A 16,893-nucleotide genomic window follows, 5' to 3' on the forward strand; every position below is an offset into this window, starting at 1 on the left:
GTTAAAAACTGTGCAATCACCCTATGAAAAGTGTCTCCGCCGCAAACGGTAGACAACAACACGATTATAACAATGTAGCTAGTTGTACTGCCAAATGTACTGATAACTTTTAAGACCGATAAATAGCAAACCAAACCCTGCATCACAGTGGGGGAAATTTCCGTGCGTCAATATAAATAGGAGATTATACGATGACTGCAACTATCACAAGACCCAAGTCCAAAAAGGCTGTTGCCAATAAACAGCAATCCCCATACAAGCGGCTCCATGTGATTATTCCCATAGAGGATATGTTATGGGCTTCGCAGCAAAAGCCATCAGTTACGCAGTTGTGGCAAGAGTGCTGGACGGCTGACCCATACGGTTCTCGATGGATGCCTTTGACTTCTGCTTTGGGGTACAGTACTTTTATCTCTGCGAAGAAAATTCTATCTGAAAGCGGGTTGTTTATTTTCAAACCGGACAAGTCTATTCAAGACGGCCGAGAAACGGCTAGCTGGATGGTGAAAAATTTACACGGCAGCAGAATGAAGGAGTTTTGGGAGAAAGCTAATGCTGAAAATCAGCAACCAAATTCTGAAAAACGAGAATTAAATGCTGGGGATTCAGAGATAGATGCTGGCTCTGAAGAAATGGGTGCTTTAAATCAAGCATCTATTTTAGGTCAAAGTCAGTCAGAGCAAGGATTCCAGGAAACCTCACGAACTACTCAGGAACAGTTCACGAACTCTTCAAAAGAGTTCGTGAACTGTGTCTCTGACATGCTTACAGGAAATTCGCGTGAGGAGGAGACGGCTTACGCGCCCTTGGGGGGCGCTTCGCCTCAGGCTGTTGAAAGCGTGTCAGAGAAGGAGGAAGAGTTACCTGCGGTAACGGACTGTACGACGCTGGCGCTCGTGGATGCAGCACAGAGTAATCCCGCTTCGTTGTTTGAAAACCAGGATTGTGGCATTGAGGCGGCAGTCTCTCATGAAGGTGCTTGTTCCGCCGCGCCCGTCGCCCAAAATGAAAAATCTCTAAATTCTGCGATCGCAGATCAACCACAGGGGCAAGCAGAACAAAGTAATCCCACTTTGTTGTTAGTTGAAAATTCAATTTCGGGTGTAGAAGTCAAAGCAGTTGATGAGGGTGAAGGTTCCGCCGTGTCCGTACCAAATCCTGAAAAATGGTCGCGTGAGGCGATTGTAGCAAGGGCAAATATGCGACCGGAGCGGATGCAGAAATTCAAGGTTGCGGCGAATTCGGGGCAGAATCCGGGGTTTGAATTTTTGCAAGAGTGTTGGGAGGATGACCCTGCCTTGCAGATTGTCATTAAGAAACTATTGGTGAAGTTTCCGCAATGGGGGGTTGGTTGCGTGGATGGTATGCTAATTGAGTGGAATGAGTAGCGATCGCACTTTTTGAGTTCATCTAACAAAATCGCATTGCTCCCATTTAAAGTGTGATCATAGTTGATATTTCAATCTTCTTTTACTCCTGCTGACAGCAGAAGTTGAACAATATCTGTATGTCCTGCTAGTTTTCCAAGGCTTAAAGCTGTATCTCCCCTATTATCCTTGGCATCAATATTTGCGCCATATTCAATTAATGATTGAACGGCGTTTATACTACCAGCATTAGCAGCTGCCATGAGTGCATTTCTGCCTTCATTTGTTTTTGCATTAACATCTGCACCCACTTCAAGTAAAAGTTTAATTACAGTAATCTGATTTTCATCTGTTGTAACTGAGGTAAATTTTGCATATCGTGCAAGGCTCGTTCCTTCCGCTGCTGCAATTAATGGGGTTTTTTGCTCATCTTCTGTTTTGCAGTTTATATTCGCTCCATACTTCAGCAATAACTTAACTACAGGTATATGACCCCAGAAAGCCGATGAAACAAGGGCTGGAGTTCCATCACTACCAATAGCGTTGACATTTACTCCTTCCTTGATCGCAGCCTGAACTGCATTGCTATCTCCTATTGCAGCAGCTGCTATAAAATCTTCTGTAAAATTATCATCTGCTCTTTGACGATACACCAAACCTTTAGGCAGTATCTCTTGAGCTTCCTGTCTTAAGTCTAGGGAAGTTAGAGGTGCAAGATAATCAAAAATTTCCTGTAGTCCCCAGTAAGCAGCTTTCCATAAAGCCGAAAATCCACTGTTATCTTGAGCGTTAACATCTGCTCCAGCTTCAACAAGGATATGAACAACATTAATATCTCCTGCCCGTACTGCTTCCATGAGAGAAGTTTGCTCGTCATCAAGTCGGATATTAATGTTAATTCCATTTTGAATTAATTGTGTTAAAGCACTTGTATCACCTTTTTTAAGTGCAGTTTCAAGTGCCTCTTCAAGCAAAATTTTTTGCTTAATATTTGATGTATTCTGCATATGTTTATATCTTTCAGAAGATATAGTTAATCAACAAGATTGGCAATCAGTAGTATAACACCTTGGCTGAAAGCACTCTTTGAAGCTTTTGCGATTGCTACGGCTAATTCACTATCAGAAAGCTTCTGATCATTACCAAAGCGTTTAAAGGTTATGTAGAGAGCTATACGTGTTGCTTCATATTTACTTGCATAAGCTCGAATTGCTGTCCATTGCTCAGAAGGGTTATTTTTCTTAGTTCCTACTCCAGTTATGTCTCCTAAAGCTTTGTTTAAAGTAAGTTTTACATCACCAATTAAGAAAGCATTTGTATCATTAGATTTGTAATTAGTGGGGCTGCCTTCTTTAAATATAAAATCTGGTCTTTTTGAAGCTTTAGGAACTTGTGTAAATTTAAATTCATTACGTTCTGTATCATTGAATAATCCTTTACAGTTTAAACCTGGAGCTGTTGGTTGACCATTAATAGCGACACCAGGCTCTAGCCAAAGACGATCAAAAAAAGGCCCTCCTACAGCATTAAAAATTCCACAAATTTGACCTTTAAGAAAGTTTTCAAGTTTGGTTCCATCTTTAAATTTAGTAGGAAGGTTGTCAAAGTCAACATCACCAAAAGGTAAAAGTTTTTTAACCAATCCAGTGAAAGCATTACCTAGAGCTTCACTAACTTTTCCTTTAAAGTAATCTTTAATTTCATTGGAAGCATAGGTTCTCATTGCATTAAGGGCATTCTCAATGCTAAAAGATGCATTGAGTTCAATCATCGTAAACATCCCAGTGGGATCACTGTAAATGTATGGATTATTGTACACAAACTGATACGGATTGAAACTCTCCGGTGCAGTTGCAATAATATCCACTGGGTCACGGCTCAAGAATAATCCCGTTGTAGGGTCATAATCCCTTGCTCTAAAATGATACAACCCGCTCTCAGACTCTAACCACTGCCCTTGGAACCTAAAATCACCACCCGCTTCAGCATCTGCACCACCTACCTGGGACAAAATATTGCCGAACGCATCATAGAGAAACTTGCCTGAACTTGTACCACTACCATCAGCCAATCCAATCACAGTACCCATAGCATCGGTCAGGTAGTATACAGCATTCCCGTCAGCATCCAATCGCATGAAGGGACTGCTACCACCACCATAAATATAGTTACTAATCAAATTACCACTACCATCAGTAATCAAGTCGGTTGATTCCAATCCACCACCCATCGCAGGTGCTACTAAGATGCGCCGTTCTTGATTTCCTTGAATTTCCTTAACTCTGTTACCAGCACCATCGTAAATATACTGTGTTGTTTCACCAGTCGTCTCATTCTCGACTTGAGTTAAACGGTCATAAGCATCATGATCCAAATCAAGCGTCTCACCATCACGCTGAATTAGCGTCAACCGACCGTTTTGGTCATAATCGTAGTTTTCGGTTTCACCCGCTTCAGTAACAGTATCTAATTGATAACCAGTAGTGTAATTGAAAGTGCGCGACCCACCACTAGTTGACTGCACCTGACGCTTACCAGAAGCATCATAAGTATAACTGCTTTCATTCAACAGTTGCCCAGCAGTATTGTAATACGATTCTTTCTCTACTCGCAATGCCGAATCATACTTTAATAGTACATACGAACCATCCTCACGGGTTATCTTGCTAGGTTCGCCAACTCCTTGACGTTCATAAGTTACAGATGCTAACACTTGACCTTGAGCATTAGTATGAACAATCGACTTCACTCTATCTAAATCGTCATAATCATAAGTCGTTTTCACACCATTAGGCAATATTCGTTCTTGCAAACGGTTCACCACATCGTACTTCATTCTGGTAATCCCACCAGCAGGGTCTTTCACCCAACTAAGATTGCCAAACGCATCATAATCATACTCAGTCGTATATGCTACAGCGTTAGCAGAACCTTTCTCCGTTAATGTCTTAATCCGCCCTACAATATCGTAGGTGTAGCTAATACTGCTACCATTGGCATAATCCATGCCTTCAAGACGGTTGCTGCTGTCGTAGCGGTAAGTTGTTGTACCCGTAGAGTCAGTCATTGTCTTGACTGCACCTTCTTCAGTATAGGTAAAGCTAACAGCACCAGTGGTGGAAGAAGTTTGCGAGGTCACTTGTCCCGCATCATTATATTGATAGGTAATTGTTTCTCCAGATGGCAGCGTCACCGTTTCCAAACGATTATCGGTGGTACTGTAAGTCATTTGCTTGAAAGTACTATCACCATAAGTGACTTTGGCTAAATTACCCAAATCATCGTAGCCATACTGAAGTGTTTCACCTGTAGGACTGGTAATTTTCCCAAGCCCATCATCACCGTAATCGTAAGTATACTTGCCATTCCCCAAATCGCTTGCTGTTTTAAGACGACCCAAATCATCGTATTCAAATACGCGATCATTACCACCAATATCAAGAATTTTGGTTGGATAATCCTTCGCTTCTTGCAGGTTATTAGCGTACAGATAGCTGATTTTCTCTTTTTGGCCAGTGGTATAAATTGTCTCGCTTGGCAGATAGTAATCATTCATTACCGAGGTGGTTCTACGATTTAGCGGGTCAATTACTGTTGTTTGCAACCCATTATATTCATAGCGATATACCTGCTTTTGTACTGTTGGGTCTTCCACTAACTGCCCGGAAGCATCTTTAATGTACTTCCCACGTTCCGTACTCGTCAACTTCCCAGATTTGGGATCATAGAAGTAGCGAGTGAAAACATTTAGTACATCGATTTCTTCAGTGGTACGTCCGCCTGCATCATATTTCTTCGTGGTTGTCGCACCCGTCCGCAAGTCTTTTACTGTAGTTAAACGTCCGGCTGCATCATAACCGTATTCAGTGACGTCATTACCGTTGGTATCAGTCTCTCTCCACAAACGCCCAACTAGGTCGTACTTGAATGTCGGTGTACCACCATCAGCAGTTACCCAACCTGCCAACTTGCCATCAGCAGTCAACTTCCGCTCAATTTTACCAATAGTGGGTGCTTCTAACTTAGTCCAGTCACCACCTGCACCTTCATAATCGTATTTAACCCAGATACCATCCCCGTAATCAGCAAACTTCTCCCGTCCCAGTTTGTCATATTCAAAGGTGGAAACCTCATCGTCACTGGTGTCATTAGGTGTACCGTTATCCTCCACCATCCGCTTGAGCTTACCGTCAGTGTAATACTCCATTATTGTTACGCCGCCATCTGCATCAATGGTTTTAATGACATTACCAAAGTCGTCGTAAAAATAAGTTGTTGTCCCTGTGGAATCAGTCTCAGTTTTTACTTGTCCAAAAGCATCATAAGTGAAGGACTGGATGACATTGCCTAAGCCATCTTTCATCGCTAACATATTGCCAAAGCGGTCATAGTCCATCGTCATTGATGCACCAGTTGGCGTTACCAGTGATGTCATATTGCCGTACTTGTCGTATGTGTAGTATGAAGTTCCCGGCACAACGGTGGGACAACCGCAGTACTCCTCTGTGCGTGACTTCAGGTTGCCTTTGTCGTCATACTCATACTTAGTGACGAGATTATTTGCATCTGTTACTTGCAACAGATTATTCTCATCATCATATTTCATCTGAGTTTGATGACCAAGGGCATCAACTACACGTATTACATTGCCTCTGGTGTCATATTCATAGGTAGTAGGATTACCTAATGCATCCTTGACGGTTTGCAGCGAGTTTGCAGGGTCGTAATCAATTTCTACAGAATTACCTGTGGCATTGAGTGTTTTCTTTAATCTGCCGTCATCGCCATATTCAACTTTTGCACCTGCTCTGTTTAATGGATCAATAATTTCTTTTAGATAATGCGATCGCTCTTGGTCATAAACAAACTGAGTTTTGAATTTTTCTTGGTCGGTTACACTAACTAAGTCCCCTTTCGCATTATATTCATACCGCACCAGTTCACCCATCGGGTCTTTGACACTGGCAATCCGACCTTGTGCATCGCGCTCAAAGGTAATCTGCTTGCCAGTCGAACTGTAAATCCCCTCTTCTGTGTAAGTTAGCTTGTTACCATTGTTATCCGTAACAGTCAACAAGTCACCCGTCGCAGCATCAATCTGGTAAACAATCCCCTCTTTCGTAGTCAGCGTATAAACACCACCATAATAGGTATCAGCCGGGTTATAAGCACTGCCAGCTAGACCGTAGTACTGATTAGTACCAGCGCCATGAATAATGCGGGTGTTTTGCACCGTGAGGGTATCGGTTACGCCAGCATCACCCACAAACGAGGGACGATATATATTCGGGTCAGAATCAACACCACCAGCGCCCCTTAAATACTGAGAAAGTGGGTCTAACTGGGGCTTAAAAGTAAACCCTTCCCGTTTTCCGCCAGGCAAAGTAATGTATACTTTTGTACCATCTTTGAACGGATTTTGCCCCCCAAGTTCCGCAACTTCTCCAGTGGGTTTGCCAACAGAAGTCCGCAAATCCGTGTCCCTAAACTCCATGCGCCAGCCGTAGCCAAAGTCATCTGTGCTACCCGATGTCAAAGAATCATAGGTGCGAGTTAACGTGATGGGTATCCCTGTTACAGGAATCGACAAATCAGTGAATGACAACCGGAAATTACCGAGTTTCAATTCGCCAGACACATTAACCGTGTCTTCAACAAAGCTGACATTCCCGCCCTTATCATGAGCTTCCAGTCGCAGCGTGTAGCTGTCATTTTCCAGCAGTGATGGATCGAATTTACCTAGTACATCATTATTAACAGTGCTTGTGCCTCGGAAAATCTCTTTGAAATCGGTACTACCAATGGGCGCAACCAGCAGGCGGTAGTAGTCCAGGTTATCATCGCTGACCGTGCCTTTAATATCATTGTAAGCACCGTAGATATCTGTTGCTTGAACGCTAACTGTGGTATCGCCGATTTGATTAGCCGTTGGTTGCCAAACAATTGTCCCAGTTTGTGAGTCAATCACCATAGCTTCCCACTTGGTGGATTTATCAATGTTGGGTTAATGTTGGGTTTTGCTTTGCTCCACCCAACCTACGAGGAATTGCGATTCCACTTCTTCGAGCGAAAAGTTTACCCCAATGGCTACCAAGGCTCGTTCATATTGCTTGAATATCTCGTACTTAACTGAGTCTTGTTCCCAAAACCACACAGTTAACGCACCTCCCAAATAATCAGCAATTACAGATGGTCAAATTCTAGTAAGCCACTTGGTAAGCCCAACAGTTCCTTATGAATGAACGTTTTCCGCCGCGCCCGTGCAAGATCCAGAAAAATGGTCGAATGAGGCTATTGCCGAGCGGTCAAAAGCGCGACCCTGGAGGATGGAGAAGCTGAATATGGCTGAGATTATACGAAAAAATAAACAGATTTTTAGAAAAAATTAAACAAGACTACGCTGTGATATAAGCAAGGATATAGTTTTCTATCCTCGCAGCTTTTTGGAAAAAATCCACTATTTTTGAGTAGTAACTTGTAATTGAGATGACAACCTTACTCTGATCTTCTATCAACCAAGTATCTGGGGGTACTTGATGTTCAATCAGTGATGCTACATTATATTGGGCAATTAACATTTCTGGCGAGATTTTAACAATAAGCTCTGAGATTTCTCGAACTTCATCTGGCTCCAGATAGCGTATTGGTCCAAAGTCGAACCAAATATCATCGGCATCTAAAGGGGTTCCACCAAAGACTAATTTTTTGAGTGGATTGCTTTTATTAGCTCCTGGCCCAACAAGTAAAAAGTCAATTGCTCCCCACCATATACCAATACATAGGCAATCCCCATACGGTGATTCTGTTGAATCACTGTAGATTAAATTCTCCTGAATTATACGGCTTTCTTTAATTTTCTTGAATTCAGTAAAATTCATCTGTCTATAGTAAGCTAACATCATTACGTTTGTACCTCCTTAAGATTTCAATAAAAAATACCAGACGTTGAATTGTTAAAATATAAATCCTCTCTGAAGTGCTGCTTGCCCTTGAACCTCGCCAGCAAGCGTACCTATCTGCAAATTATTTATTTGAGAAATTGTGTAAATAGATGCAACGAACACGGTTATAGCTGTACCTATTTCATTAATTGAGGGAGTATATAAAATTTCCCCCGGTGCTGCAAGCCCATAGGTTACTCTTACACCAACAACTGGCTCATTTTCAATTTTGCCGGAAAAATTGTACGTTCCACGTGTAGCAGTTATTCCCAGTTGTGTAAGACCTTGTATATATCTTGTTAGCTGAGGTCCCGCAGGATCACCACCTGCGGGCTTAATCTCATATACCTCATAAGTTCCAGATGGCAGCACTTTGATAACATCAGCTCTTCCGTTTTCTCCATCATTTTTTCCTGCCCCTTGAATCGTAAATTCTCCACGAATTTGCACATCAGGATGTTGTGTCTTGATATCTCGTCTAATAGCTGCACCCACTTTACTGCCAAAATACGACCATCGCTGAAATAACTCGTAGCCTGAGTAAAAATTCTTAAGTACAGTATTGCCATACTTATAGAAGAACTCACTAAGCGGACTTAAGCCTGAAGGATCTGTTAAATTAGGAGGATTATTATAAGCATATACATATTTGTGCAACGTCACTGGTTCACTGAGTTTACCCTCCCAACTATCATTTTTAGTGAATCTACCAGTTTCAGTCTCGTAGTAACGCTGTCTAAGATAGTAATCTTCCAATGTTTGATCGTACTGTTCCCCAGTAAACATATATTTATTACTTGTACTGCCAGTTGAGTTCAACAATACTCCAAAAGCATCATAGTTATAAGTGTTTACAACATTGCTAGCTATATCAGAAAGCAATCGTGTACTCCCCAAACCATCATAGTTATAGAAAGTTCTAGTATTACTTTGTTTCTCTGAAATTAAGCGATTCCCATAAATATAAGACACCTGTATTATGCCATTGCTAGAATACTCCTCTAACACCTCGGCATAGAGTCGATTTGCATCAATCAAGTACCGTGTTTCTTGTCCATCCAAAATTTTAGCAACCCGTATGCCATCTGAATCATACTGATACTCAGTATGATGGGTGCTGTTAGCAGTATTAATATCAGCCGCAATTAGACGATTTTCATAGTTCCAAATATAGACTGTTTTATCTGTGACTGTTTGTCCCGTGGTTTGGGAGCGCGTCTTTGTATTGCCATTATTGTCGTAAGTGTAGGCAGTAATAGAATTAACATCTGTCTCATTTAACAAACGGTTATTGTCATCGTATGTATAAATAGTTACTCTATTGAGCAAATCAGCCTTGGTTTTGCGATTGCCGACCTTATCGTAGGTGTAGTCAGTCGTTTGATTTCCATTTATAGAATCAGTAATCTTCTCTTCAGTCAAGCGATACAGATTGTCATAAGTGTAATCTACTTGTCGTCCGGTATCTTCCACCACCTTTTTACGATTACCTACCGCATCTAAAGTGTAGGTATAACTGGAGATAATGTCACCATTTGCCTTTTTGTTTTCCAGATACTTCAAGCGATCAAGATCATCATACTGGCGGTTTTCTATAGTCCCATTTTGCAATACGGTTTGGACAAGATTATTGACTGTATTATATGTATACTGCGTAATGCCAGAATCAGGGTCAGTTACCGTAGCCAGACGATTTCGTTCATCAAAGGTGTAGTAAGTTGTACCAGAAGCTGTAGTCACAGAAGTGCGATTGCTAGTGGCATCATAAGTGTAACTGATACTACTGTTATCGGGGTCAATGCGCTGAATGAGGCGATCGCGCTCGTCATAATCATAAATTGTCGTTCCCCGTGCATCAGTGACGGTTTTTCGCTGTCCGGTGGGAGTGTAAGTAAAAGTTGTAGCAGTTTGGTCAGGAAAATCTTTTTCTGTTAAACGATTTTGTGCGTCATACTGATAAGTAATAGTGTTGCGGTTGAAGTCTGTATAAGTCTTGAGATTACCCACAGCATCATAGGTCATATCCGATCGCTGGGCCAGTGGTAAAATCGTCGCAGTCCGACTACCTATGCCATCATATTCAAAACTGGTTGTATGCTGGTTAGCATCTGTTTGTGAGATGAGATTTCCAACTTGGTTGTAACTGTAAGTTGTCCAATCACCCACAGCATTCTTCACCCCGGTTAGGCGACCTAGTGAATCGTAGCCATACTCTGTTCTCTGGCGGTTTTGATCCGTTGTGGCAATGCGCCGACCTAAATTATCGTATTCATTGGTAGTGTAAGTCCCGTTAGCAAAATCTGTTTCTTTAATGCGTCCCAAATCATCATATTTATACGAAGTGGTGTGGCTAAGAGCATCGGTTTGAGAAATTTGTTCCCCAACTTGGTTATATTTATAAGTCGTTCGGGGATTATCATCCAGCGTGTTAGGTGTTTTATCTGCATAAATTTCTTCAATTTGCTGACCATCAGCATCGTAACGAAACTCTGTGCGATTTCCTCGTTCGTCAATCTCAGCTTTTACCAACCCATCGGTGTAGTACTCAGTTTTGCTACGTGGATTGTCGTCATCTGTATTAGGCGTATTATCTGCGTAAATAGTCTCAATTAGCCGATCTACTTGGTCGTACTTGTATTGTGTAACTCGTCCCGCTTGGTCAGTCTCTTGAGTTCTGTTACCAGCAGCATCGTATTCAACTTTGGTTCTGGAATTGTCGTCTGGGTTGTCGGGTGTATCATCTGCATAGATTGTTTCTACCAACTGACCTTTATCATCGTATTTATACTCAGTTTTGTGCTGAAGTGCATCAATAACCGCAGTTTGATGACCTAATTTATCATATTCATAAGTCGTTGTATGATTTTCGGCATCGGTCATCGTTTTCATTCGACCGTTGTCATCATACGTCCACGTTGTCAACAATTCTCGTACCTGACCATTGGCAAGAGTCATTTGACGGGTTTCGCTCAGTTTGTCCCCGTTGGTGTTATAAGTATAAGCCGTAACATTGCCCAACGCATCTGTAACACTGGTGACATTGCCATTGTCATCATAATCGAATCCTGTAACATTCCCGTCAGCATCTTTGACAGACCGAAGTTGACCTCTGAGATCGTAGTCATAACTAGTGGTGTGACCAAGAGCATCAGTAGTTGAACGAAGATTACCACTTCTACTGTAGACATTAGTTGTCGTGCGACCCAAGGCATCAGTCTCAGTCATTAGGCGGCTCTTATCGCCATAAGTGTAAATTGTGACATTATGTAGTGGATCTTCTTCCGTTAGCTTATTGCCTTGACTGTCGTAGGTGTACTTAGTGGTAAAACCATTTGGTCCAGAACGGTCTGAAATTACTGTTTCTTCCAAAACATAGTTGTTATCATCGTACTTACGTTTCGTTATTTGCCCTTCTGCGTCAATCTCAGTGAGAATATTACCCCTAGCATCATATTCGTAAACTGTGGCATGACCAAGTTGGTCTAGTACATTGACATTCCCCATGCTTTAGAGATGAGGGTTCCTGCTTCACAGGGATTCCAATGAATTTACCCTCAGCAAGCTTCTTGACCGTATGCCCTACGGCTGCAAGCCCTCTTTGAAGAACTACTTGTGCGGCAGCGATATCTCTATCTGCTGTATAGCTACAATTCGAGCAAAAATGAGTACGTTCTGAAAGCTCTTTCTTGCCTGTCTCGAATCCGCAACTAGGGCAAATCTGGCTGGTTTTGTGACTGTTTACTTTCTGAAAATAGACACCACGCTTAAAACAGACTTGCTCCAAGATGTTGAAGAATTGACCGAATCCAGCATCTAAACAATGTTTGCCTAAGATTCCACGGGACAAACCAACTAAATTTAAATCTTCAACAAACACCATCCCAACATCATTGCAAATTTGATGAGACAGTTTAAAATGCCAATCTCTACGGCAATTAGCAATATACTCATGAAATTTTGCTACTTTCTTTTGGGCTTTATGCCAATTGTTTGAGCCAATACGTTTTTTGGTGACGCGCTTTTGCAGCAATTTCAGCTTACGTTGGGCATCTACAAAAAACCTTGGACGCTTGAGCATTAACCCATTAGAGGTAGCAATAAAACTTATTAATCCTACATCTATTCCTAGTGCTTCACCGTGAGGTATTGGTTGTGGTACATCTACATTCCACTGCACAATTAGCAGCACATACCATCCAGAAGCACGTTTAACAATATGAGCTTGTTTTACTGTACCACTATCAGGTATTTCTCGTGATTGCCGAAATTTCACCCAGCCAATTTTAGGAAGTTTAATTCGTTCTCGCCCAATTAGATTAACCCCCAGTTGTGAAAACACAAAAGAGCGCATTCTTCCGGGTTTTTTGAATCTCGGAAATCCAAGTTTCCGTTCCCACATTGCAACAAAAGCTTGTTCAAGCCGTTTCAATGTTCGCTGTAAAACGTGTACTTCAACTGCTCTAAGTTCTGGATATTTTGCCCTAGCTTTAGTTAAACTTTTGCATTGATTAACGTAAGTTGGACGTGGTGTATCAGCAGGAATGATGTATTCAGAATGTAACGAACAAGCATTGATCCGACAGCTACGAGATTTAATCCAGTCTTTACGCTCTGCCAAAGCATAGTTATAGACACGGCGACATTGTTCTAACCAGTCTTCAAATATTGCAATTTGGGCGCGAGTAGGTTTCAGTTTAAATTCGTAGGTCAGATGAAACACTTGAACTATCTCCTAATCCTTTTTTGATTACCCTACCAAATACCTAATAATTTGCGGATCTATAGCTGCAATCCGCTTTTTAATAGATTGTGGGGGATTCTTGAAAAACCGTTTTAAATCCCGACTTTTAACTAAGAAATTTCTAGTAGAACGTCGCATGGCTTTAAGCCAACCTAGTTTTACCCATCTCGCAACGGTAGAAGAGTTCAACGAAAGGGCTTGAGCAATTTGGTTGCAACTATAATTGTCCAAAGTAGGACGTGCCGAATAACCCAAGGAGTACAGTTTTTTATGAACAGCTAGCGTTGTGCGGTGATAGCCTCGGATTCTGAGCCTATAAGCTATCTGTTTAGGTATATATGCTTCAGACATTTCTTCGAGTATTTCTAATTCTTCAGGAGTCCATTTTCTTTTCATTTCTTATTCCTCTTATGACTAAATAAGCTGAAGAGATATTATTTATTGGTGTTTTTCTAGCCGCTTGTATTCGTCCCAATTTCTGGGGTTGTGAGGTGATGACGTTGATTCTTCAAACTCCCAGTTTTGAGAAGTAATATCAAATAACTCAATTGCTGCATCAAAACCGCATTGCAAAAATCTGGTGTATGATTCTTCAGACCAAAGAATAGACTCGACAATTGCAGTTAAAAGTTTGAGATTGGTTTGGGTTGCTGCTCCCTCGGATTGGAGCCATTCAATTGTTTCAAGGAGTTCTTTTTTGCTCCAGGCCGCAGTAGATGGTGGTAGTGCTGCGATCGGCATAGAACCTGTTAGTTGTTTCATAAATCCTCTAATTCCCCAACACCCTCATCAGTTACCACCTTCTTTTGGGATTTGGCTTTACTGATTTGAAATTCGTTAGCTTTAATCACGGGCATTGCTGCACTTTTTACGGCTGCTTTGGCTTGGTGATAAAGGAATTGAACTACGCCGTCCGCATCTTCTTCATCTTCCACTTGCGCCCAGAGAGAGCAGCCTACTTCGATTGATTCGTAGTTCCCTAAATTGAACTTTCTGGAATAATTAATAGAGACAGTACCGATTTTCATTGACTAATTTTGCTGCTAATTTATGTAGTGGCGACTCAAAGGTGAATCGCCTTTCTAATGCCTAATTACCGCTTCAAACCCTGTGGTAAAACTGCTTGATTCTGAGCTTGCAATGATGCCCTGGCTTCTGTTTCTGAAACTGGAGGTAATGCAGGTGCAGTCACAGCATTACTAGCCCAACGTTCATAAGTATCGTTACCCGGATTTCTCACGAGGGAGAAAAAAACACCTGGATTAGCCAGATTTAGGATAAATTAATTGACACATTGTTGAATTCACCGCCGATTAAAAATATTTAGCAGTAAAAACCGAAGTAAAAAAGATATATAAAATACCTTTGACACAAAATATACTTAAGCACAAAAAATAGTGATAAAAATTGATATGACAAATTGTTAGGTTAAATTAATCAAAATCACCCCGAAAATAGTTATTTAAAACCAGAATTAGCCATTACTTATAAAACCAATTTTCTCATTATCCAGGGCAAGGAAGTCGAGATAAAAGCTCATAAATTGTCGCCAAAATTTCCTTGTAAGGACAAGCACGACTAATTTCGATTAAAACTCGTCTTTTGCTAATCGCAATAACAGCCCCTAGCTTTAATATTTTTGTGCGTATAGTTCCAATCGTTGCATTCTTGAATTCTGTATTGACTAAACATTTCTCTCGCATGAAATTCATTAAAATGTAGGCAATAGCTGTAAACCATAAACGTAATTGATTTCCAGCAAATGTATGTGTACTTGTTCTATCACTTTGTAAATCTAACTTTTGTTCTTTAAGGCAATTTTCCATGTTGCCTCGTGGGCAGTATTTTTGAGTATAAAGTTGTCCTGGAGGAATCTTCTTAACAGGGAGCGAAGTCACAACAAAGCGAGTCTTGACTTCTTCATTGCCATAATCTACCTTGGCTACAACACGACGGCTACGGCTCCAACTATCTAATGTTTGATAGTCCAGAGAACAATACCACACTGAGTTATCAACAAATTCTGCTGCATCTTTTTTTAAATCAGGTGTTCCAGGAAATAAGCTTTCAAAAAACTCGACTATAGGTTGAATTTTTCTCCAATATTCTTGGGATGCACGATACTTTATTGATTGCGATAGTTGGAGTAAACGAGGGTTTTCCGGAACTCCCAACACATAATCTATATCACTCTCAGACTCACACCAAGCCATTATCTCTTCTCTGCAATAAGCACTATCTCCACGAATAATAATTTTGACATTTTTCCATCGTGAACGTATTATTTTTATTACTCTTTGTAATTCTTCTAACCCCCATGCTGCTGGGTCTAAGTTCGATGCACGAAGCTTTGCTGCTAGTATTTGTTTACCGCAGAAAAGATAAAGTGGAGCATAACAATATCCCCTGTAATAGGGATTAAAGAATGTTTCTTCTTGATCGCCATGTACTAAATCATCCGTCACATCTAAATCTATTATTATCTGTCGCGGTGGCTTCTTATAAGATTCTAAAAATAGCTCAACTAAAAGTGTTTCTATCGCCAGAGCGTCATACTCAATACGGTGATACCGACTATTTTCTCTCGAATATACATTTTCTGGACAATGTTCGAGACGATTTAGGGTACTTTTTCCTGCCAAAGTGGTTAATTCTTGTTCTGAGTTAATAACGTTTCCTACCGCGAGTGCGAATATTGGGTCGTGACGTAGGGTTTCATGGTCATTTATATCCTCATACCCCATGATTAAGCCATATATCCTTTGTGCTATTAAGTTATGAACTGGATGTAAAACTTTATTTGAGTCTCTGTAATCTTTGAAACATCCTGCCAATCGTGATGTTATTTTTCTTTTTCTGTCTAGTTCCGCAATTAATGCTAATCCTGCATCCGATGTTACAGGCTCACCCTTGAAATTAACTACTACTGGACATGACTTTGCTTGTCCAAATATGAACTGTTCCGGTATAGAATGATTTTTACTTGGGGTCATGCTTTAAGCTGCTGGAATTCTTTTGCAACATACATTTTGGCAGTTTTTGACCCTCTTCTTTCAATCTTGGTGAGAAATCCGGGAATAGTGGCTAATCAAGGACGGGTTATATTAGCGATTGATGGAATGCAGCCAGAAATTGGACATGAGGTATTATGGGTAATTCGAGATTGCATTGGCTCGAATTACGCTCTCAACTGCAAAAACACCACAAAGCCAGAGTTGAACAGTATCGATTTCGCAGAGACCCCAAGGCTTACTTGGCTAATCTAGAGAGTCGTTTTCTCTAGTGAATTTTACCACACTAGATAATATCTGGCTCTGAGATAATCCAAGCCAGTATTATCTCTCTGCTCACCCGCAAACTGAATAGGGCAAAGGTTGCCAACGCCCTACCCAAAGACACATGAAAAGTCTGCACTTTCCATTTCCTGGAAGTCCCTTGCTCAATCGGTACAAAGCGTCATCATTTCCTCCTGGTGCCCGCCAAGCACAATTCCTCACCTGACCCGTCTTCTAGTTTATTCATACCACTTTGTCAAAATTTAGATGCATTTGCCTTGGCGTTTGCTCTGGTTAATCTTTTGCATCAAGTTCTTCTTGCATAATCTCTTTCACTCTTTTCCAAACATTCTTTCGTGATAAAAATAGTTTTATATGAACATGTTGCTTGCTAACTGGACAATACACTCCTGGAGCCATATGATGCTTTGAAGCCATATCTCCATCAGGAATTATTAGAAGTTCAGACATGCATACGGGGCAGAGAATCTTGACTCCTTGAGAGTGCATATCAACTACCTCTGAGATATTGCTTCCACGTACATATACAAAAGACTTATCCATGACTA

The 16,893-nt window shown here is 41.1% G+C and carries 14 protein-coding genes; 2 read left to right on the forward strand and 12 right to left on the reverse strand.

What is annotated here, in order from left to right; translation table 11 throughout:
- Positions 1-191: 191 nt before the first annotated feature.
- Positions 192-1,388, forward strand: a complete 1,197-nt coding sequence (locus tag ACFG4S_RS00630) for a hypothetical protein (RefSeq protein ID WP_392530125.1) — start codon at positions 192-194, stop codon at positions 1,386-1,388.
- 71 nt (positions 1,389-1,459) lie between these two features.
- Here the strand turns inward: ACFG4S_RS00630 and ACFG4S_RS00635 are convergent, their stop codons facing one another.
- The 11 genes from ACFG4S_RS00635 to ACFG4S_RS00685 form a co-directional block, all read right to left on the reverse strand.
- Complete coding sequence (locus ACFG4S_RS00635) at positions 1,460-2,374, reverse strand: ankyrin repeat domain-containing protein (RefSeq protein ID WP_392530126.1); 915 nt, start codon at positions 2,372-2,374, stop codon at positions 1,460-1,462.
- A 26-nt stretch (positions 2,375-2,400) separates the two neighbouring features.
- Complete coding sequence (locus ACFG4S_RS00640; RefSeq protein ID WP_392530127.1) at positions 2,401-7,338, reverse strand: RHS repeat-associated core domain-containing protein; 4,938 nt, start codon at positions 7,336-7,338, stop codon at positions 2,401-2,403.
- A gap of 33 nt (positions 7,339-7,371) precedes the next feature.
- Positions 7,372-7,521 (reverse strand): hypothetical protein, encoded by a 150-nt coding sequence (locus tag ACFG4S_RS00645; RefSeq protein ID WP_392530128.1) that lies wholly within the window; start codon positions 7,519-7,521, stop codon positions 7,372-7,374.
- Between the two features lie 241 nt (positions 7,522-7,762).
- On the reverse strand, positions 7,763-8,269 hold the full coding sequence (locus ACFG4S_RS00650) for a YfbM family protein (RefSeq protein WP_392530129.1): 507 nt from the start codon (positions 8,267-8,269) through the stop codon (positions 7,763-7,765).
- A 51-nt stretch (positions 8,270-8,320) separates the two neighbouring features.
- On the reverse strand, positions 8,321-11,812 hold the full coding sequence (locus ACFG4S_RS00655) for an RHS repeat-associated core domain-containing protein (RefSeq protein ID WP_392530130.1): 3,492 nt from the start codon (positions 11,810-11,812) through the stop codon (positions 8,321-8,323).
- Positions 11,757-13,028, reverse strand: a complete 1,272-nt coding sequence (locus tag ACFG4S_RS00660) for an RNA-guided endonuclease InsQ/TnpB family protein (protein WP_392530131.1) — start codon at positions 13,026-13,028, stop codon at positions 11,757-11,759. The genes ACFG4S_RS00655 and ACFG4S_RS00660 overlap by 56 nt, the downstream gene beginning before the upstream one ends.
- Before the next feature lie 27 nt (positions 13,029-13,055).
- A complete protein-coding gene (locus ACFG4S_RS00665) occupies positions 13,056-13,445 on the reverse strand; it encodes a hypothetical protein (protein WP_392530132.1) in 390 nt (129 codons plus the stop codon).
- A gap of 42 nt (positions 13,446-13,487) precedes the next feature.
- Positions 13,488-13,811, reverse strand: a complete 324-nt coding sequence (locus tag ACFG4S_RS00670) for a hypothetical protein (protein ID WP_392530133.1) — start codon at positions 13,809-13,811, stop codon at positions 13,488-13,490.
- Positions 13,808-14,077 carry a hypothetical protein gene (locus ACFG4S_RS00675; RefSeq protein WP_392530134.1) on the reverse strand — a complete coding sequence of 90 codons (270 nt, stop codon included), beginning with the start codon at positions 14,075-14,077 and terminating at the stop codon, positions 13,808-13,810. Before ACFG4S_RS00675 ends, ACFG4S_RS00670 begins: the two co-directional genes overlap by 4 nt.
- 65 nt (positions 14,078-14,142) lie before the next feature.
- Positions 14,143-14,289, reverse strand: coding sequence for a hypothetical protein (locus tag ACFG4S_RS00680; protein ID WP_392530135.1), 147 nt, complete (start codon positions 14,287-14,289; stop codon positions 14,143-14,145).
- A 265-nt stretch (positions 14,290-14,554) separates the two neighbouring features.
- Positions 14,555-16,042: an IS1380 family transposase gene (locus ACFG4S_RS00685; RefSeq protein ID WP_392530136.1), complete on the reverse strand. Its 1,488-nt coding sequence runs from the start codon at positions 16,040-16,042 to the stop codon at positions 14,555-14,557.
- Between ACFG4S_RS00685 and ACFG4S_RS00690 the strand changes: the two genes are divergently transcribed.
- Entirely contained in the window at positions 16,022-16,315 is a 294-nt protein-coding gene (locus ACFG4S_RS00690; RefSeq protein ID WP_392530137.1) for a hypothetical protein, read from the forward strand. The two genes, ACFG4S_RS00685 and ACFG4S_RS00690, sit on opposite strands and share 21 nt — an antisense overlap.
- 303 nt (positions 16,316-16,618) lie before the next feature.
- On the opposite strand, the gene ACFG4S_RS00695 is transcribed toward ACFG4S_RS00690, so the two are convergent.
- Positions 16,619-16,888, reverse strand: coding sequence for a hypothetical protein (locus ACFG4S_RS00695; RefSeq protein ID WP_392530138.1), 270 nt, complete (start codon positions 16,886-16,888; stop codon positions 16,619-16,621).
- Between the last annotated feature and the right edge of the window lie 5 nt (positions 16,889-16,893).

Source organism: Nostoc sp. C117, from assembly GCF_043099735.1.
GTDB lineage: Bacteria > Cyanobacteriota > Cyanobacteriia > Cyanobacteriales > Nostocaceae > Nostoc.

Excerpts from the sequence above, each read along its gene's own strand:
- ACFG4S_RS00655 (WP_392530130.1), bottom strand. The coding sequence starts at position 11,812 with ATGGGGAATGTCAATGTACTAGACCAACTTGGTCATGCCACAGTTTAC.
- ACFG4S_RS00670 (WP_392530133.1), bottom strand. The coding sequence starts at position 13,811 with ATGAAACAACTAACAGGTTCTATGCCGATCGCAGCACTACCACCATCT.
- ACFG4S_RS00630 (WP_392530125.1), top strand. The coding sequence starts at position 192 with ATGACTGCAACTATCACAAGACCCAAGTCCAAAAAGGCTGTTGCCAAT.
- ACFG4S_RS00685 (WP_392530136.1), bottom strand. The coding sequence starts at position 16,042 with ATGACCCCAAGTAAAAATCATTCTATACCGGAACAGTTCATATTTGGA.
- ACFG4S_RS00635 (WP_392530126.1), bottom strand. The coding sequence starts at position 2,374 with ATGCAGAATACATCAAATATTAAGCAAAAAATTTTGCTTGAAGAGGCA.
- ACFG4S_RS00665 (WP_392530132.1), bottom strand. The coding sequence starts at position 13,445 with ATGAAAAGAAAATGGACTCCTGAAGAATTAGAAATACTCGAAGAAATG.
- ACFG4S_RS00690 (WP_392530137.1), top strand. The coding sequence starts at position 16,022 with ATGATTTTTACTTGGGGTCATGCTTTAAGCTGCTGGAATTCTTTTGCA.
- ACFG4S_RS00650 (WP_392530129.1), bottom strand. The coding sequence starts at position 8,269 with ATGATGTTAGCTTACTATAGACAGATGAATTTTACTGAATTCAAGAAA.
- ACFG4S_RS00695 (WP_392530138.1), bottom strand. The coding sequence starts at position 16,888 with ATGGATAAGTCTTTTGTATATGTACGTGGAAGCAATATCTCAGAGGTA.
- ACFG4S_RS00675 (WP_392530134.1), bottom strand. The coding sequence starts at position 14,077 with ATGAAAATCGGTACTGTCTCTATTAATTATTCCAGAAAGTTCAATTTA.
- ACFG4S_RS00640 (WP_392530127.1), bottom strand. The coding sequence starts at position 7,338 with ATGGTGATTGACTCACAAACTGGGACAATTGTTTGGCAACCAACGGCT.